Source organism: Pseudomonas sp. 8O, assembly GCF_902506495.1.
GTDB lineage: Bacteria > Pseudomonadota > Gammaproteobacteria > Pseudomonadales > Pseudomonadaceae > Aquipseudomonas > Aquipseudomonas chaetocerotis.
In genome coordinates this window covers 598,509-615,203 of record NZ_LR733265.1, presented here as the reverse complement: position 1 = coordinate 615,203, position 16,695 = coordinate 598,509, and the positions used below count along the sequence as shown (strand labels likewise).

General features: G+C 60.5%; 15 protein-coding genes and 1 pseudogene. 5 read left to right on the top strand and 11 right to left on the bottom strand.

Annotated elements, in window-relative coordinates; translation table 11 throughout:
* Positions 1-133: 133 nt before the first annotated feature.
* Complete coding sequence (gene cra, locus GV002_RS16330; protein ID WP_160019394.1) at positions 134-1,126, top strand: catabolite repressor/activator; 993 nt, start codon at positions 134-136, stop codon at positions 1,124-1,126.
* Between the two features lie 223 nt (positions 1,127-1,349).
* Positions 1,350-2,129 carry a TatD family hydrolase gene (locus GV002_RS16325; RefSeq protein ID WP_160019393.1) on the top strand — a complete coding sequence of 260 codons (780 nt, stop codon included), beginning with the start codon at positions 1,350-1,352 and terminating at the stop codon, positions 2,127-2,129.
* A gap of 195 nt (positions 2,130-2,324) precedes the next feature.
* On the opposite strand, the gene GV002_RS24655 is transcribed toward GV002_RS16325, so the two are convergent.
* The 5 genes and pseudogenes from GV002_RS24655 to GV002_RS16305 all read right to left on the bottom strand — a co-directional run bounded on the left by GV002_RS24655 (position 2,325) and on the right by GV002_RS16305 (position 8,682).
* Positions 2,325-3,029, bottom strand: coding sequence for a methyl-accepting chemotaxis protein (locus GV002_RS24655; protein ID WP_372241844.1), 705 nt, complete (start codon positions 3,027-3,029; stop codon positions 2,325-2,327).
* A gap of 150 nt (positions 3,030-3,179) precedes the next feature.
* Positions 3,180-3,386: pseudogene (locus GV002_RS24650) on the bottom strand (HAMP domain-containing protein); the annotation flags it as partial.
* A gap of 1,352 nt (positions 3,387-4,738) precedes the next feature.
* On the bottom strand, positions 4,739-5,572 hold the full coding sequence (gene ampE / locus GV002_RS16315; protein WP_160019391.1) for a regulatory signaling modulator protein AmpE: 834 nt from the start codon (positions 5,570-5,572) through the stop codon (positions 4,739-4,741).
* A gap of 2 nt (positions 5,573-5,574) precedes the next feature.
* Positions 5,575-6,126, bottom strand: a complete 552-nt coding sequence (gene ampD, locus GV002_RS16310) for a 1,6-anhydro-N-acetylmuramyl-L-alanine amidase AmpD (RefSeq protein ID WP_160019390.1) — start codon at positions 6,124-6,126, stop codon at positions 5,575-5,577.
* A 255-nt stretch (positions 6,127-6,381) separates the two neighbouring features.
* Positions 6,382-8,682 (bottom strand): DUF1631 domain-containing protein, encoded by a 2,301-nt coding sequence (locus GV002_RS16305; RefSeq protein ID WP_160019389.1) that lies wholly within the window; start codon positions 8,680-8,682, stop codon positions 6,382-6,384.
* Between the two features lie 403 nt (positions 8,683-9,085).
* Here GV002_RS16305 and nadC point away from each other — a divergent pair, with 403 nt between their 5' ends.
* A complete protein-coding gene (nadC, locus tag GV002_RS16300) occupies positions 9,086-9,934 on the top strand; it encodes a carboxylating nicotinate-nucleotide diphosphorylase (protein ID WP_160019388.1) in 849 nt (282 codons plus the stop codon).
* An 81-nt stretch (positions 9,935-10,015) separates the two neighbouring features.
* Here nadC and GV002_RS16295 read toward each other — a convergent pair whose 3' ends face one another.
* The 6 genes from GV002_RS16295 to GV002_RS24460 form a co-directional block, all read right to left on the bottom strand.
* The gene (locus GV002_RS16295) at positions 10,016-10,927 is read right to left on the bottom strand and encodes an ABC transporter ATP-binding protein (protein ID WP_160019387.1); all 912 of its coding nucleotides are present in this window, start codon (positions 10,925-10,927) and stop codon (positions 10,016-10,018) included.
* A complete protein-coding gene (locus tag GV002_RS16290; RefSeq protein WP_160019386.1) occupies positions 10,924-11,763 on the bottom strand; it encodes a hypothetical protein in 840 nt (279 codons plus the stop codon). Before GV002_RS16290 ends, GV002_RS16295 begins: the two co-directional genes overlap by 4 nt.
* A 2-nt stretch (positions 11,764-11,765) precedes the next feature.
* A complete protein-coding gene (locus GV002_RS16285; RefSeq protein WP_256667110.1) occupies positions 11,766-12,407 on the bottom strand; it encodes a hypothetical protein in 642 nt (213 codons plus the stop codon).
* Positions 12,408-12,613: 206 nt separating this feature from the next.
* Positions 12,614-12,796 (bottom strand): prepilin-type N-terminal cleavage/methylation domain-containing protein, encoded by a 183-nt coding sequence (locus tag GV002_RS24465; protein WP_160019384.1) that lies wholly within the window; start codon positions 12,794-12,796, stop codon positions 12,614-12,616.
* Positions 12,797-12,873: 77 nt separating this feature from the next.
* A complete protein-coding gene (locus GV002_RS16275) occupies positions 12,874-13,338 on the bottom strand; it encodes a hypothetical protein (protein WP_160019383.1) in 465 nt (154 codons plus the stop codon).
* An 18-nt stretch (positions 13,339-13,356) separates the two neighbouring features.
* Complete coding sequence (locus tag GV002_RS24460; RefSeq protein WP_160019382.1) at positions 13,357-13,542, bottom strand: type IV pilin protein; 186 nt, start codon at positions 13,540-13,542, stop codon at positions 13,357-13,359.
* Positions 13,543-13,770: 228 nt separating this feature from the next.
* Here GV002_RS24460 and pilB point away from each other — a divergent pair, with 228 nt between their 5' ends.
* Together pilB and GV002_RS16260 are read left to right on the top strand one after the other, a co-directional pair.
* Positions 13,771-15,471: a type IV-A pilus assembly ATPase PilB gene (gene pilB, locus GV002_RS16265; RefSeq protein WP_160019381.1), complete on the top strand. Its 1,701-nt coding sequence runs from the start codon at positions 13,771-13,773 to the stop codon at positions 15,469-15,471.
* Positions 15,472-15,474: 3 nt separating this feature from the next.
* On the top strand, positions 15,475-16,695 hold the full coding sequence (locus GV002_RS16260) for a type II secretion system F family protein (protein WP_160019380.1): 1,221 nt from the start codon (positions 15,475-15,477) through the stop codon (positions 16,693-16,695).

The window sequence follows — 16,695 nt, the reverse complement described above, 5'->3', positions numbered from 1 at the left end:
TGCTGAAACGATTCATCAAGCGCTGGCACCTTATCCGATAATGAGTAATCCTTGAAGCCCGGTCGTCGTCGAGTCGGTGTAGACTCGCCGCGCTCGCACGCTCGAAAACTCTTCCCTGCATGGTGCTGTGCCCGTGAAACTCAGCGACATCGCCCGCCTGGCCCAGGTCTCGGTGACCACCGCCAGCTACGTGATCAACGGTCAGGCCGAACGTCGGCGCATCAGCCCTGCCACCGTGGCCAGGGTACTGGCAGTGGTCGAGGAACATGGCTATCGCCCGGATCAGCAGGCCGCCAGCCTGCGCCGCGGGCAAAGCCGCTGCCTGGGTTTCATCCTGCCGGACCTGGAAAACCCCAGTTATGCGCGCCTGGCCAAGCTGCTCGAACAGAAGGCCCGCGCCGCCGGCTATCAGTTGCTGATCGCCAGTTCCGACGATGACCCGAGCAGCGAGCGCCAGTTGCTCGAGCTGTTCCGCTCACGCCGCTGCGAGGCGCTGATCGTCGCCAGTTGCCTGCCTGCGGACGATCCGCTGTATCCGGCCATCGTCGCCGCCGGCCTGCCGGTCGTGGCCGTGGACCGCGCGCTGTCGCCCACTCACATTCGCTCGGTGGTCAGCGATGACGAGCAGGCCGGGCACACCCTGACCGAAAGCCTGCTGACGCCCAAACCCCGGCATATCGCCCTGCTCGGCGCGCGCGCGGAGCTGGTCATCAGCCAAGCGCGCGAACGCGGCTTCCATTCGGCACTGGCTGGCTTCGACGGGCGCATCAGCGTTTATCACGGCGAGCTGTTCAGTCGCGCTTGCGGCTACCGACAGATGCAAACACTGCTAGAGGAAGTCGGCTCGCCGGATGCGCTGCTGACCACCGCCTACGTGCTGCTCGAAGGGGTGTTCGACGCTCTGCGTGAACAGGGCAGCGGACAATGGCCCTCAGTGCGCCTGGCTACCTTCGGCGATACCCAGTTGCTGGACTTTCTGCCGCTGCGGGTCAACTCCATGAGCCAGCAGCATGAACGCATCGCCGAGCGCGTGCTGACCTGGACACTGCGGGCGGTGGAACACAACGACTATCAGCCCGGCATCGAGGCCATCGGCCGCAGCTTCAAGGACCGAACCCAGAGGTAGGGTGCGCCATGCGCACCAACTGCTGGAAAAGCTCGGTGCGCGCAGCGCACCCTACACCTCGTTCTGATGTCCCCTGCCAACCACCCTGAATCCTCTGCGGCATTTCACTGCCCGAGTGAACTCCGTCCATCTGCATACGGCTGAAAAGATTCGCCAACGCTCCCTTGTTCTGGCGTGAAAGGGGAAAATAGCTGATTCTGAACGCCCGCTGGTGAGCAGACCGATGCGCCTGATCGACACCCATACACACCTGGACTTCCCCGACTTCGACGCCGACCGCGACGAAGTACTCGCGCGCAGCCGCGCGCTGGGCGTGCAGCGCATGGTGGTGCTCGGCGTCTACCAGGCCAACTGGCAGCGGCTGTGGCAGTTGGTCGAGGCCAACGAAAACCTGCATGCCGCGTTCGGCCTGCATCCGGTCTATCTGGAAGATCATCACCCGCAGCATCTCCCTGAGCTGCGCGACTGGCTGGGCAAACTGGCCGGGCACCGCCAGCTGTGCGCCATCGGTGAGTTCGGTCTGGATTATTACCTGGAACACCTGGACCGGCAGCGCCAGCAGGCGCTGTTCGAAGCGCAGCTGCAACTGGCCGCCGAGTTCGAACTGCCGGCGCTGCTGCACGTGCGCCGTGCCCATGCCGCGACCATCGCCACACTCAAGCGCTTTCGCCTGGCGCGCGGCGGCATCATCCACGCCTTTGCCGGCAGCCATGAGGAAGCGCGCGAGTACATCAAACTGGGCTTTCGCCTCGGCCTCGGCGGCGCCGCCACCTGGCCGCAGGCCAATCGATTGCGCAAGGTGGTGGCAGGGCTGCCACTGGAGGCCATCGTGCTGGAAACCGACGCCCCGGACATGGCACCGGCCATGCACCCGAACCAGCGCAACAGCCCGGAGTACCTGGCGGCAATCTGTGCCGAGCTGGCAGCGCTACGTGGCGTTACAGCCGAGGAGCTGGCGGCGGCCAGCAGCCGAAATGCAGATGAGTTGTTCGGCTGGGCATAGACCGCACGGATGGCCTGGAAGATCACCCCCACACAGCCGTTCGTAGGAGCCCCGCCCCGGGGCGAATGTATCCAGAGCATGTCGCCCAAATTCGCGGCGGGACGCCGCTCGCGATGGTCGCCGGAATGCTGTGGGAGGGGCTTTAGCCGCGACGACTACAAAAGCATCGCCGCTGAAGCCCCTCCCACGGTGCGATCAGACCCGAAATGCGCCGATCAACTGCTTGAGACGCGAAACCAGCTCGCTCAGTTCGCGGCTGGCCTGTTCTGTCTGGCTGGCACCGACAGCAGTGCGCTCACCCGCATGGTTGATCTCGACGATGTTCTGGTCGATATCGTGCGCCACCGCCGTCTGCTGCTCGGCCGCTGCAGCGATCTGCTGGTTCTGGTCGACGATCATGCCCACCGCACCGAGGATATTTTCCAGGGCCTGCTGCACCTTGGCCGACTGGCTGACCGTGCCATCCGCCATCTGGTGACTGGCGTTCATCGCCTTCACCGCCGCCCCCACACCGCCCTGCAGCTTGGCGATCATCGCCTCGATCTCCTCGGTGGACTGCTGCGTGCGCTTGGCCAGGTTGCGCACCTCGTCAGCCACCACAGCGAAACCGCGCCCCTGCTCACCCGCACGCGCCGCCTCGATGGCAGCATTGAGCGCCAGCAGATTGGTCTGCTCGGCGATGCCCTTGATCACATCGAGCACCTGGCTGATCGCCGCACTGTCACTGGCCAACTGATTGATCACCGCCACCGACTGGTCGATTTCACCGGCAAGACGCTGGATCGCACCGACCTGCTGCTCGACCAACGCGCGGCCGCTGACTGTTTCCTGATTCACGCTCTGCGCGCTACCGACCGCTGCGGCAGCGCTGCGCGCCACCTCCTGGGCAGTGGCGGACATCTGGTTCATCGCCGTGGCCACCTGCTCGATCTGTGCACGCTGACCGGCCACCGCCTGGTTGCTCTCGCCTGAAACCAGCTCGACGCGATCCGCCTGGCCGCCGACCTCGCCCACCGTATGCCCGACGCGTTCGATCAGATCATGAATGCGCAACACAGTCTGGTTGAATACCTGCCCCAGCTCGCCCAGCTCGTCTCGGCTCTGCGCCTGGAAGTTGGCCGTCATATCGCCTGCGGCAACCCTGTCCATCACCTTGCCGAGGTTTTTCAGGGTCGAGCGGGTGGACACGTAGAAGCCGCTGTAGAGGTAGACGATCAGCAGGAACACCACCACCAGCGCCACCACCAGCAACACCATCTGCGCACGGTTCTCGGCCAGCCGCTCGCTCAACTGGCTGTCGAGGAACGCCAGCAGGCCGTCGTTGAAGGCGTAGGTCTTGGCCATTTCCTGGCTGACCTGATCGTAGAACTGAGCCCAGGGCGTATCCAGGCTGTCGGCGATGATCACCTGATCCTCGAACAGCACGCCGCTGTCCTTCAGACTCTGGCGACTGGCTTCGGCCAGACTGCCCAGCCCGTTCTGCGCAGCGACGTTACCGGCCAGTGCCTCCTGCAGATTCAGGCCGTACTCGGCGTGCAGCTTCTCCAGCTGCAGCAGCAGGTCATCGAACTGGGTGCTGGCTGCGGAATTGAGAAAACCCTGCCCCAGGGAATAGGCGCCGATGGCACGGCCTTGACTGAGCACATCGGTGATCTGCGGGGTGACGTTGGTGATCAGCTCGGTGATCTGCCGCACCTGGCGTTGCGGGTCCTGGCTCAACCCCGCCTGACTGGCCACCAGTTTGATGAAGACCTGGGAAGACCCCAGCAACTTCTCGACGATGACGGTCTTGCTCTGCAAAGAGGTCTCGGCCTCTGCGCCTTTCAGCTCGGCCAGCAATTCGTCGCGCTTGGCGACGAACTCCGCTGCCTGCTCGGTATCGCTGGTCACCGGCTGCAGCCCTTGCAGGCCGGCATTGAGCGACTGCTGCAGTTGATCTATACGCCCCTCCAGATCCCCCGCCTGACCGGACTGACCGATCATCGAGTTGATCTGCACCAGATCGTTGAGGCTTTCAAGATCACGGCGCAGCTGCAGGCTGCTGCCGAGTAGCTCGAGGCTTTCCAGGGCAGTCTGGGTGCCGACGAACTGACGATAGGAGTCGCGCACCAGATAGAAGTTGGTGACGAGCATGGGCAGGAAGAATAAAACGCTGATCAGGCTGAACTTCATGCCGAAGCTGAGGCGATTCATCAGCGCGATGGCCGGATACAACACGGTCTTCACTAGACGTCTCCAGTTGCCATTATTGTTATAGGTATCGCTTGGATCGCCGCCGAGCCTCTCACGGGCTGATCACGGCGTCCTCTGTCGACCGACCTGCGGCGCGCCGATCCATACGGCGAATACAGGCAGATAAATGTGACGAAAATCACCAAACAGGGTCGACTACGGCCTCCTTATACCCCTTATCGACACGCGCCTCTGTAACTTAAGGTTAAACGCGCGCCCAGAGAGTCCAGCCAAGGCCATGCAGGTGGGGCGAATGCTGTTTTCGCCATTCGCCGCAGGGCGCGGCTTCCACAAAGCCAGCACGTAGGGCGGGTGCAACCCGCCACTGTGCGTGACAGCAGGCTGCCCCCGCCCTGCATACCGCTTGGGCAGGATCTCTAGATGAACAACACCCAGACCGCGTAACCGGCGTACCAGACCACCGCAGCACGGATCAGCAGTTGCCACAGCTGATCCAGGGTCTCGACGCCTTCCTCGCCCATCACCGGCGGCGGCATCTCACCGGCCGCACGCCCGGCCTTGATCACCAGCTGCGCAGCAGAAATGTCCCAGCTCAGCAGCTCATGCAGCAAAGCGCGGCTGACGGCGACGAAGTTGCCGACCAGCGCGAAACTGGAAGCCAGTACCCGCGCCGGCAGCCAATCGAAGGCGTGGCGCAGTTGCACGGCGCGTTCACGCAGGGCGACTTGCTGCGCATGCTCGGCGCTCAAGGCCAGCAAGCGATAAGCCAGCGCCGCCATGGGCCCGAGCAGCAGATACCAGAAGATAACGGCGAAGAAGCTTTGATAGGCCTGCCATAGCAGATGCCCCTGAACCTGCTGCAGCAGCTCGGCGCCCTCCTCCGCCTGCAACGAAAGATCACGCTCAGCCACATGGTAAGCCGCCTGACCGTCACCACGGCGCCAGGCATCGCGAAACGGCCCCAACGCCGCAAGCAGATCACCACGCCCCAGGCTGTAGATCAGCACCAGCAAATGCACGGGCAAAGCCAGCCAGCCGTAGGCCAGAGGCTTGAGGATCAGCAGCACCAGCCCCAACGCCAATACCGGCAACAGCACCAGAATAGCCAGGCACAGCCACGGAGCCTGCTGCAGACCGCCTTGTTGCAGGCGCTGCAGTTGCGCCAACCAGGGGCCGTCCTGCTGGATGCGCAGACGCCAGGCGGAAAATTTCTCGACCCACAGCACCAGCAGAATCACCAGAAAACTCATTGCTACCTCTCCTTCAATTCGGCGTGCAGACGCGACCAGTCGAACGCTGCCCCCGGGTCGGTCTTGCGCCCAGGTGCGATATCGCTGTGGCCACGGATACGTTGCGTCGATAGCGCCGGGTAGGCGTCCAACAACTGTCGCGTCAGCTCGGCCAACCTGGCGTACTGAGCGTCGGTGTAGGGCAGATCATCCGTCCCTTCCAGCTCCACGCCCAGCGAAAAATCATTGCAGTTGTCGCGCCCCTCGAACCAGGAAATCCCGGCGTGCCAGGCACGATCCAGACAGGAGACGAATTGCGTCAGCCCGCCATCACGCTCGATGAAGAAATGCGCGGAAACCTGCAGGGACGCGATCTCGGCGAAGAAAGGATGCTCATGCACGGGCAAGCGGTTCTGAAAGAACGTCTGCACCTTGCCGGTACCGAACTGCCCAGGTGGCAGGCTGATGTTATGCACCACCAGCAGGGAGATTTCGCCACCGGGACGCGCGTTGAAATTCGGCGATGGGCAGTGAGGGATGCCCTGGAACCAGCCAGTGGAAGGGTCGAGCTGCATGTGGCACTCCTGAACGTGTCACCACTCTAGAGCAGGTGGCTACGGCGGCCAAGAGCGAGGCCGCAACAGGATGTGCAAAGACGGGAAAATCTCACGCTAAAACGAAGAGTGGCAAACGTCAGCGGGTGGGCGATACCAATCAACCAAACGCAGACGGGAGTTTGTAGGAGCCAGCTTGGTGGCGATCATACGCTCGCCTGACAAGGACCATCGCCAGCAAGCCGGCTCCTACAGATATCAGCAGCGGAGTTGCTCTCAGGCGTTCTTCAGCTTGCGCAGATTACCGATGACCGACTCCAGAGCGCGGTCGAACAGCAGCGCATCGTCAAGCAGGCGCACAGCGTTGCGGCGGAACTCCACCGCCAGCGCGTTGCGTGTCTTCTCCAGCACCTTCATGCCGGTGCGATTGACGAACACGTACTTGCCAGTGGGTTTGATGATGGCCGCCAGCTTGCAGCGCAGCTTGTGCTCTTCATCTTCCTGGATTTCCACCCAGCTACCCACGCGCAGGCTGTCCACCTGCAGCAACGCTTCGTCGTCGTCCGGGAGCACCACGTCCGGCTCCTGCGGACGGGTCTGGCCCGGCGCGAGCAGGATGATCTCTTCGACCACCTCGACCATCGCCGGAGCGTCCTCGACCTCTTCGGCCGCCGGCAGCTCCAGCATTGGCAGCTCGATGCCGGCTTCACTCGGATCGGTGTGCACAGCATCCTCGGCAACGACCGTCTCGGCTTCAGGCACCGCGCGCTTGAAGCGCTGGAAGGCCTGCACATGCAGCACTTCCAATTGACTGAAGAATTCGCTGGTAGAGAACGGATCGAACGCAGCACTGGCCATGCCTTCACGCAGCGCCTTGAGCAAGCCCGGCACCAGCTCCAGCAAACGCAGACGCGCCTCGGGATCTTCATGCGGGGCGACGCTCCAGACCAGGTCGTCCATGGTTTGCAGCGCAGCCTGCCACTCGTCCGAATCCACGCCATGCTTGAGGCAGGTGAGCATCAACACCTTGCTCCAGGCTTCCTGCAGCAGGCGCACTACCACTTCCGGCAGGGTCTTGCCCAGCAGCCGCTCGTTCAGTGCATGTTCGACCTGGCGGCGGGCCAGCTCGGCCTTGGCGCTGCCTTCCTCGGCGTCGCGGGTACGCTGCTCGAGCAGTTCGCTGCGACGACGCTCATCGCCCGTGAACGCCATGAACTCGGCCAGCAGCTCGGAGAAGATCGCCGGATCATCGACGAAATCGTTCAGCAGGCGCTGAACCACCTGTTCGATCTTCTGATAGAGGCTGTCACGCTGCGCATCGTCCTGATCGACCCACCCCAGCGCGGCAGAGGCGATTTCGTTGAGCAAGCGGCGCGCCGGATGGCTGCCACGACTGAAGAAGGTCTTGTCCAGCACCGCTACCTTGAGCATCGGGATCTGCAGACGGCCAATCAGTGCCTTGAGCGAATCCGGCAAGGTGCGGTCATCGAGAATGAACTCGAACAGCATCGACACCAGATTGATCACATCTTCGTCGACCTCGCCCACCACCCGCGCCTTGCCACTCTTGGCACTGGCACGTTCGAGCAATCGCTCCAGCTGGTCGCGAAGATCGAAATCCTCGACGCTGACCTGCGCCGGAGCCCGCTGCTGCATATGCGATAACAGACGCATCAGGTCGCTGCTGGTGATCGGCATTGCATCGGCTGCCTGAGCCCGGCGTGGCATCGCCGTGCCGCGCACTTGCGAGAGCAGATCCTGCAGCGCACCGAACACTTCCTGCACACCCTGATCGGCGCCTTCGAGCAAGGGAATGCCTTCCTCGCCGGACGACTGGACATAAGCGGAAGCTGCCGGGCGCTGCTGACGGCGCGGCGGTGCGGATTTCAGTTCAGGCAGCACGCCCGCGCTGACCAGCGCCTGATTGGCCTCGGCGTAAAGAGTGTCGCAACTGCCGAGCACGTACTTTTCGAACAGCTTGAGGATGATCAGCTTGACCTTGATCTCCACACCCAGGCTGCTGCACGCGTCGAGGAAGTATTCACTGAGCAGGGTCGGGCCGAGCGGGTTGCTCTTGTCGTCCAGCTTCTTGCTGATCACCGCATTGAGGCGCGTGGTGAGATGGCCCAAGGCAACAGCGTCTCGGCTCATCACCTTGGCCACCATGGCGTCCAGCGCCACGGTCTCTTCCAGCTCATCGTTCTGCACCAGGCTCAGGCTGTCGAACGACACGGCATCCAGGGCTGGCTGAGGCTTGCCGATTTCGTACTGATTGAGATTGGCGAAGGACTCGAACACCTTCTGCAGAAAGCCGCGCTCGATGTTCTTGCGCTTCAGACGCAGGTCGCGCATGGCCTCGAAGAACGCATTCTGCTCGGCATTGCTGGTCGCCCGATCCGCCATCTCGAAGAGGGTATCGTCCGCGTTGTCGAACAGGCTCTGCAGGTTCTGCTTGAGCTGTTGCGCCGCTTTGTCACGCACCTGAATCAGCGCCACGGGCAGTCTTCCTACCGGCGAAGTTGGCGATTGCTCTGCGGTGGCCTTGTTCAGGTGCACCACGTTCGCGTCGGTCTTCATTCTAGTCTCCCGCAGACTGCCCGAACTCGAGCTTCCTGGTCTGCACAGCGTCAACCGAGCGTCGTCCGTAACGTCAAAGGCCTGGCGTCAATAATGAAAAAAGTAAAGCCATTATAGGGAGGCCGCGCGCCATACCAAGCCAATTTTTCCTACAGACATGACCCAGATCACAGATAGCCACACGCCACCTCCAGACGGTAGCCCATACACGACAGCCGTATCTTTACAGCGTAACGCTGACAGCCCTGTGACGCTGCCCCGCTGGTCGGGCCGCGCCCGCCTTTTCAGGCGCTGCGACCCGCAGCGAATCCTTTTGCCCCGCGGTGGTTCCGAGCACACTCCAACCCATTGCCCTCCCCCTGCCTGCCTCTATAATCGCCGCTCGCCTACACCGGAGCCGATCATGCCCAACCTGACACTCGCCGACCTCAGCAGCGAAATCGAAGCCAACGTCCGCCGCGCCCTGGCCGAAGACATTGGCAGCGGCGACATCACGGCTCAGCTGATTCCGGCCGAGCGCCTGGCCAGCGCCCGCGTGATCACGCGTGAAGAGGCGGTAATTTGCGGCACAGCGTGGGTCGATGCGGTATTTCGCCAGCTCGACCCGCGCGTCGCAGTGCATTGGCAGGTGCAGGATGGCGACAAGGTCAGCGCCGACCAGACCCTGTTCCGCCTCGAAGGCCCGGCCCGTGCCCTGCTCAGTGGCGAGCGCAGCGCCCTGAACTTCCTGCAGACCCTGTCTGCCGTCGCCACCCGCTGCCGTCACTATGCCGACCTGGTTGGAGGCACCCAGGTAAAACTGCTGGATACCCGCAAAACCCTGCCGGGCCTGCGTCTGGCGCAGAAGTACGCCGTGACCTGCGGCGGCTGCCATAACCACCGCATCGGTTTGTACGACGCTTTCCTGATCAAGGAAAACCACATCGCCGCCTGCGGCGGCATCTCCCAGGCCATCAACGCCGCCCACCAGATCGCCCCGGGCAAGCCGGTGGAAGTCGAAGTGGAAAGCCTGGAAGAACTGCGCGAAGCGCTGGAAGCGGGCGCCGATATCGTCATGCTCGACGAACTGTCACTCGAGGATATGCGCGAAGCCGTAAGACTCACCGCCGGCCGCGCCAAGCTCGAAGCTTCGGGCGGAATCAATGACAGCACCTTGCGCACGGTCGCCGAGACGGGCGTGGACTACATCTCGCTGGGGACACTGACCAAGGATGTGAAGGCGGTGGATTTGTCGATGAGATTGGCGTTGTAAAACAACGCCAGTCCCAAGAGCGGCTGCTACAGGGGCGGGAGAGATCGCAGCAAGCAGTCGGTGCGCACGGCGCACCCTACGTCAGGCACTCGTCTTTCGAGCAGCGCCATCAAGGATATTGAAGAACACCGTCTCCAACGAAACGGCTGGCTTGACCGTCAGAAGATGACCGCCCACCTGGTTCAGCTGTGCAATGAAGGCAGGCAGCTCGGCCTGCTGCACTTCACACTCGAACTCACCCTCACGCAGCACACGTAGCGGCTCACCTATCGGCTGCGCAGCGTGATAACGCACCAGCATATCGTCAGCACGCTCGGCAGCCAGTTCGCGCGGCGAGCGCACGGTCAGCAACTCACCCTTGTTGATAAAGCCGAAGCGGTCGGCAATACGCTCCACGTCATGCAGCACATGTGAGGTGAAGAAGATCGCCCCACCCTGTTGCTTGAACTCGGTGAGGATCTCCACCACATCCTTGCGCCCGACTGGATCAAGACCGGAAAGCGGCTCGTCCAGCACCAGCAACTTGGGCTGCACGACCATCGCATGGGCCAGCGCCACACGCTGAACATTACCCTTGGACAGCTCACGAATCCGCCGCTTGGCATTCATATCGACGGAGAAACGCTCCAGCCAGTGCATGCATCTGGCATCTGCATCGCCCCCCCTGATCCCGTACATGGAAAGCCCCATGCGCAGGATTTCCAACGGCGTGAACTGCTCGTACAGAGCCGGCGTTTCGGGCACGTAGGCCAGGGGCGCACGGGCCGAAGCATTGTGCGCATCCACACCATAGATGCTCACCTGGCCCTGATAGTCGTTGATGATGTCGAGCATCACCTTGATCGTCGTGGACTTGCCGGCGCCATTAGGCCCGACAAAACCGAAGACTTCGCCCTCTGTTAGCGCGAAGCTGATGTCCTTCAGCGCCCGAACCTCTTTGCCCTTGACGCGAAACGTCTGGCTGACGTTCTTGAACTCCAGCACAGCACTCACTGCTGATTCTCCATACCAGGAATTTTCAGTTCTCTGAATTCGATACGCCCGTCACGCAACTCGTAACCCAGTCTCAACGGGTCTTGCGGGAGCATAGCCATCTCCCCTGAGTCGACCAACTGCTGAAAGTTCTGCAAAGGGCCATGAGCCTCCTCGTAGCGACGCTGGGCAGCCCGCAGATCGATCAACCCCTGCAGTCGTATCACCCGTTTGTCGAGCATCTCACGCAGTTTGGGGTCATGAGTCGTATCACGCTGCTGCATCAGGTAATTGACTGCCAAACGCTCATCTGCCAGCGCCTCGGCTCGCAACATGATTGCCATGCGTCGCAAGGTGACAGCGTTCTCCGGCCAGCGCTCTGCAGACAACTCCAGGGCCTGCACCGCCTGCGTCTTGTCCTTCTCGAAAAAGGCCAGATTGACCCCATAGAAGAAGGGCGGGATACCGTCCCAGAAACGGCAATCCATGGCTCGGCGCAATACCTCGTTACCCTCGGCAACCGCGCCACCCCAGGTCAGCAAACCGTTGGCAAGGTAGTAGTTGTCTTCGTGGCAGGCATTGAGCTGGGCCACGACCACCTGCGCCCGCACCAGGTAATGAATGTCGGCCTGCCCCTGGTCCACAGCCGTGGCAGAAAGGCGTATGGCCTCCATGTTCGCAGCGAGAAAGCGATCACCCGCATAAAGCGCGGTCAGGACCGGGGCTGACACCACAACACGGTCCTTGACCGTAGCATTGTGAAAGACGATCGGCTGACCACTGCGCCACAGCACCGCAGCCACGAATGCCGCGAAACCGGCAAGAGCGAGCAGAAGACTCAAGGAGCGCTTGAACATGATCAGGCGAAACGCTTGCGCTGCAATACCCACACCGCCAACCAGAGGAAGGCGAAGGCATAGGCCAGGCAGCTGAGCACCAGCACACCCAGATCACTGGGCAGGAACTCCATGCGGCCATAAAGGGCCGTCATGCGGATGTCGAGGGAGCCCAGGTCGGGCAGCAGGTAGCCGAGCACACCGACGCCGGCTCGGTAGCTTTCCGCGCCCTCGACGACCCAGGATTCGCGCGTCAGCAGTTCGATGATCGCCGCGAAGGAGCGCGCCATCAGCATGAAGCCCAGCGTACCGATCAGCACGAAACTGGGCGTGGAGGCGACCATGGCCAGGAAGACAGCCAGCGCCGTCAGCACCAGCAGATCCAGCCCAATCAGCGCCACGGTCGCGACATAAGGCCAGCCCAGCGAAACGCCGGTGGCCTGGGCGTAGTCTTCACCGATCCAGGCAACCAGCAGGCCGAGCGCAACCGCCATCACGATCAGCACGCACGACATCAAGACGACAACCGACGCGAAGCGCCCCAGCAGCAAACCCTGCCGGGCACGCGGGTACGTCAGGGAGGAAAGGAAATAACGCCTGTCGAACTCGCGCGAGAGCAGTTCCTGCACCATCAGCACCATGATCAGCGGCAGGATAAGGCGCATCACCGACAACCCAACATCCAGCCCAACGGTTGCGGGTTGGCGGCCACTGAACTCGGAGGCCATCCAGACGATAAGAAATAATACAAAACCAGATATACCAACCAACCATAAGAAGCCCGCCCTGACAGATAAGCGAACCCCCACGCACAGCTCAGAAAGTATTTGCATTGAAAACGCTTAATCAAATAAAAACCAGAAACAAAATATCAACGCCGTATATCAACCGAAAAAACTTTAATTGCGTTACTCACATCAGCCTGCGCACTTGAATCATTACTACGAGCTCGATACTCATTGAATTGAGGTATCGCAATCGCAGCAAGCACAGCAATAATAGCAACCACAATCATCAATTCAATAAGAGTAAAGCCGCCCGCGGTGCTCTTCATAAAAAATGATACCCGCACATTGAAAACCACAAAAAAGAAAGGGGAGAGCAGAACCCTCCCCTAGCCAACACATCTAATTATTGCTGCTGATTAACCAATTCTTGCACAGTGCCGTCAGTGCATGCTGCGCTGAGCGACTGAGTTGCAACCGAGCCACCGGTAGTGCTGGCTCGATACCCACGATAACTCAGGCCAGCACTAAGCGTAATGGTGTCACCAACGTTATCGTCGTTACAGGCAGCGTTGTTGTATGTGGCAGCACCCTGACCATTAATACCAGTCTGAGCACAAACCAGCTGATTGCTACGACTACCGGCCTCATGGCAAGCGCCGATATTAATAGAGTTAGTTCCCTCGAAGCAGTCATAAGACCCCTTGACACCCTTCGACAGGTTAACCTTCACATCTTCGCCAAGAACAGTACACGCACCAGCAGTACCGCCGGTAATCACGGCGCCAGTGATTGCAGTTGGAGCCGCAACAGTGGAAACCGAAAAACCGAATGCAACAGCTGCAATCAAACCCAGCAGATTGTTCTTCATATCAAATTCCCCTATTAATTAGCGCTGAGCAGCGGTCATTACGCTGATACCATTCTTGGTGTCAGCCTGAGCAGTGGAGTCGTTCGCCTTTGCGCGATACTCGTTGAACTGCGGAATGGCGATGGCAGCCAGAATACCGATGATCGCAACGACGATCATCAGCTCGATCAGGGTAAAACCTTTTTGCTTCTTCAGAGACTTCATGGATTAACTCCTATGTGGTTAAGGTCAGCGACCTGCGAAGTACATAGCAGGTCGCGTGCCAACTCTGAAATACCGCTTTTTCAAGGATATCCAGCATACCGGCCCAATTCACCTCACAGGAATTCGGCAGCATGTGACGCATTTGGTCACATCAGATAACTACGCTTGGGCCGAGACGTAATATGGGCTATATAAGCAGGATCAATCCTCGGACCAAGCGCCTGCATCATGAGCGATACCGCCCAACTCACCGGCCTCGCCCGCCAACTGGTCAATGCCAGCCTTATCGACGAACGCACCGCCAGCCAGGCCTTTGCCCAGGCACTGCGCAACAAGATTCCGCTGGTGTCCTATCTGGTACAGAACAAGCTGGCCTCGAGCCGTGCCGTGGCCGAGATCGCCGCTGAACAGTTCGGCGTGCCCTACTTCGACCTCAGCGCGGTAGACAAGGAGCACCAGCCGAAGGATCTCGTCAGCGAGAAACTGTGCCGCCAGCACCGCGTATTGCCGCTCTACCGTCGCGGCAACAAGCTGTTCATCGCCCTGTCCGACCCGACCAATCACCAGGCCCTTACCGATGTTCAGTTCAGCACCGGCATCAGCACCGAAGCGCTACTGGTCGAAGACGACAAGCTGGGCGATGCACTGGACAAGTTCTTCGATACAGGCAACACCGGCATGGAAGAACTGGCTGACGTCGATCTGGACGGGCTTGATGTCGAAGCCGTCAGCGACGAAGCGGACGATGCTGGCGCCGGTAACGATTCTGACGATGCGCCAGTGGTGCGTTTCATCAACAAGATGCTGCTGGACGCCATCAAGGGCGGCTCGTCCGACCTGCACTTCGAGCCCTACGAAAAAGCCTACCGCGTACGTTTTCGTACCGACGGCATGCTGCATGAGGTAGCCCGCCCGCCCATCCAGCTGGCCAGCCGTCTTTCCGCCCGCCTCAAGGTCATGGCGCAACTGGATATCTCCGAGCGGCGTAAGCCGCAGGATGGCCGGATCAAGATGAAGGTCTCCAAGACCAAGGCCATCGACTTTCGCGTCAACACCCTGCCCACCCTCTGGGGCGAGAAGATCGTGATGCGGATTCTCGACCCCACCAGCGCGCAGATGGGCATCGATGCGCTGGGCTATGAAGAAGAACAGAAAGAGCTGTACATGACAGCTCTGAAGCAGCCGCAGGGCATGATTCTGGTGACCGGCCCAACCGGCTCGGGCAAAACGGTATCGCTTTATACCGGCCTGAATATCCTCAACACCACGGACATCAATATTTCCACCGCGGAAGATCCGGTGGAAATCAACCTGGAAGGCATCAACCAGGTCAACGTCAACCCGAAGCACGGCATGGATTTCGCCCAGGCCCTGCGCGCCTTCCTGCGCCAGGACCCGGACGTGATCATGGTCGGTGAGATTCGCGACCTGGAAACGGCCGAAATCGCCATCAAGGCCGCGCAGACCGGGCATATGGTGATGTCCACCCTGCACACCAACAGCGCCGCGGAAACCCTGACCCGCCTGCGCAACATGGGCGTGCCGGCATTCAACATCGCCACCTCGGTGAACCTGATCATCGCCCAGCGCCTGGCGCGCAAACTCTGCAGCTGCAAGAAGGAAGTAACACTGCCGCGCGAGGCCTTGCTCAAAGAAGGCTTCCCTGAAAGCAAGATTGGCAGCTTCAAGCTGTTCGCCCCCAATGGCTGTGACAATTGCAAAGGCGGCTATAAAGGAAGGGTGGGGATTTATGAAGTAGTTAAAATCACGCCCTCCCTGCAACGCATTATCATGGAAGAAGGCAACTCCATCGAAATCGCCGCGCAGGCGAAAGCCGACGGCTTCAATGACCTCCGAACTTCCGGGCTGTTCAAGGCGATGCAGGGCATCACCAGCCTGGAAGAAGTCAACCGTGTGACCAAGGACTAATCCATGGCGGAAAAAGCACTGAAAACCAGCGTATTCGCCTGGGAAGGTACCGACAGAAAAGGCGGCAAGATCAAAGGAGAGATCTCCGGCCAATCTCCCGCACTGGTCAAGGCCCAACTGCGCAAGCAGGGCATCAACCCGCTCAAGGTGCGTAAAAAGGCAGTTTCCCTTTTCAGCGCGGGCAAGAAGATCAAGCCGATGGATATCGCCTTGTTCACCCGCCAGATGGCCACCATGATGAAAGCTGGTGTGCCACTGCTGCAGTCGTTCGACATCATTGCCGAAGGTTTCGACAACCCGAACATGCGCAAGCTGATCGATGAGATCAAGCAGGAAGTAGCTGCGGGCAACAGCTTCGCCGCCTCGCTACGCAAGAAGCCGATGTACTTCGATGACCTGTACTGCAACCTGGTCGACTCGGGCGAACAGTCCGGCGCCCTGGAAACCTTGCTCGACAGGGTCGCCACCTACAAGGAAAAAACCGAAGCGTTGAAAGCCAAGATCAAGAAGGCCATGACCTACCCTATTGCGGTAGTCGTGGTTGCCGTGATCGTCACGGCGATTCTGTTGATCAAGGTCGTACCGCAGTTCGAGAGCGTATTCGAAGGTTTCGGTGCGCAGTTGCCGGCCTTTACGATGGTGGTGGTCAACCTTTCCAGATGGCTGCAGGAGTGGTGGTTCCTGGTAGTTTTCGCGTTATTTATTTCGTTCTACAGCTTCGGCCAGGCATACAAACGCTCGGAGAAGTTCCGCGATTCGCTAGACCGAGCGCTGCTCAAAGCCCCCATCGTTGGCCCCATTCTGTACAAGGCTGTAGTCGCGCGCTTTGCTCGAACCCTGGCAACCACGTTTGCTGCTGGCGTACCACTGGTTGACGCGCTGGACTCTGTCGCGGGCGCGACCGGCAACGTGGTGTTTCGCAATGCGGTCAACCGCATCAAGAATGATGTCTCATCGGGCTCGCAGCTCAACTTCTCCATGCGCAACACCGGCATTTTTCCAACCATGGCCGTACAGATGACCGCCATCGGTGAAGAGGCCGGTTCTCTGGATGAAATGCTGGACAAAACCGCCGGTTACTATGAAGAAGAAGTGGACAACGCGGTGGATAACCTCACCACGCTGATGGAGCCACTGATCATGTCCGTGCTCGGTGTGCTGGTCGGCGGCCTGATCATCGCCATGTATCTCCCCATCTTCCAACTCGGTTCGGTGGTTGGCTAA

What these genes read in the sequence shown, in the direction of transcription:
- GV002_RS16305 (WP_160019389.1), bottom strand. Translation starts at nt 8,682, where the DNA reads ATGAAGACCGACGCGAACGTGGTGCACCTGAACAAGGCCACCGCAGAG.
- GV002_RS24655 (WP_372241844.1), bottom strand. Translation starts at nt 3,029, where the DNA reads ATGTCCGCCACTGCCCAGGAGGTGGCGCGCAGCGCTGCCGCAGCGGTC.
- GV002_RS24465 (WP_160019384.1), bottom strand. Translation starts at nt 12,796, where the DNA reads ATGAAGAGCACCGCGGGCGGCTTTACTCTTATTGAATTGATGATTGTG.
- ampE (WP_160019391.1), bottom strand. Translation starts at nt 5,572, where the DNA reads ATGAGTTTTCTGGTGATTCTGCTGGTGCTGTGGGTCGAGAAATTTTCC.
- GV002_RS16275 (WP_160019383.1), bottom strand. Translation starts at nt 13,338, where the DNA reads ATGAAGAACAATCTGCTGGGTTTGATTGCAGCTGTTGCATTCGGTTTT.
- GV002_RS16325 (WP_160019393.1), top strand. Translation starts at nt 1,350, where the DNA reads ATGCGCCTGATCGACACCCATACACACCTGGACTTCCCCGACTTCGAC.
- pilB (WP_160019381.1), top strand. Translation starts at nt 13,771, where the DNA reads ATGAGCGATACCGCCCAACTCACCGGCCTCGCCCGCCAACTGGTCAAT.
- nadC (WP_160019388.1), top strand. Translation starts at nt 9,086, where the DNA reads ATGCCCAACCTGACACTCGCCGACCTCAGCAGCGAAATCGAAGCCAAC.
- ampD (WP_160019390.1), bottom strand. Translation starts at nt 6,126, where the DNA reads ATGCAGCTCGACCCTTCCACTGGCTGGTTCCAGGGCATCCCTCACTGC.
- GV002_RS16260 (WP_160019380.1), top strand. Translation starts at nt 15,475, where the DNA reads ATGGCGGAAAAAGCACTGAAAACCAGCGTATTCGCCTGGGAAGGTACC.
- GV002_RS16285 (WP_256667110.1), bottom strand. Translation starts at nt 12,407, where the DNA reads ATGCGCCTTATCCTGCCGCTGATCATGGTGCTGATGGTGCAGGAACTG.
- GV002_RS16290 (WP_160019386.1), bottom strand. Translation starts at nt 11,763, where the DNA reads ATGTTCAAGCGCTCCTTGAGTCTTCTGCTCGCTCTTGCCGGTTTCGCG.
- GV002_RS24460 (WP_160019382.1), bottom strand. Translation starts at nt 13,542, where the DNA reads ATGAAGTCTCTGAAGAAGCAAAAAGGTTTTACCCTGATCGAGCTGATG.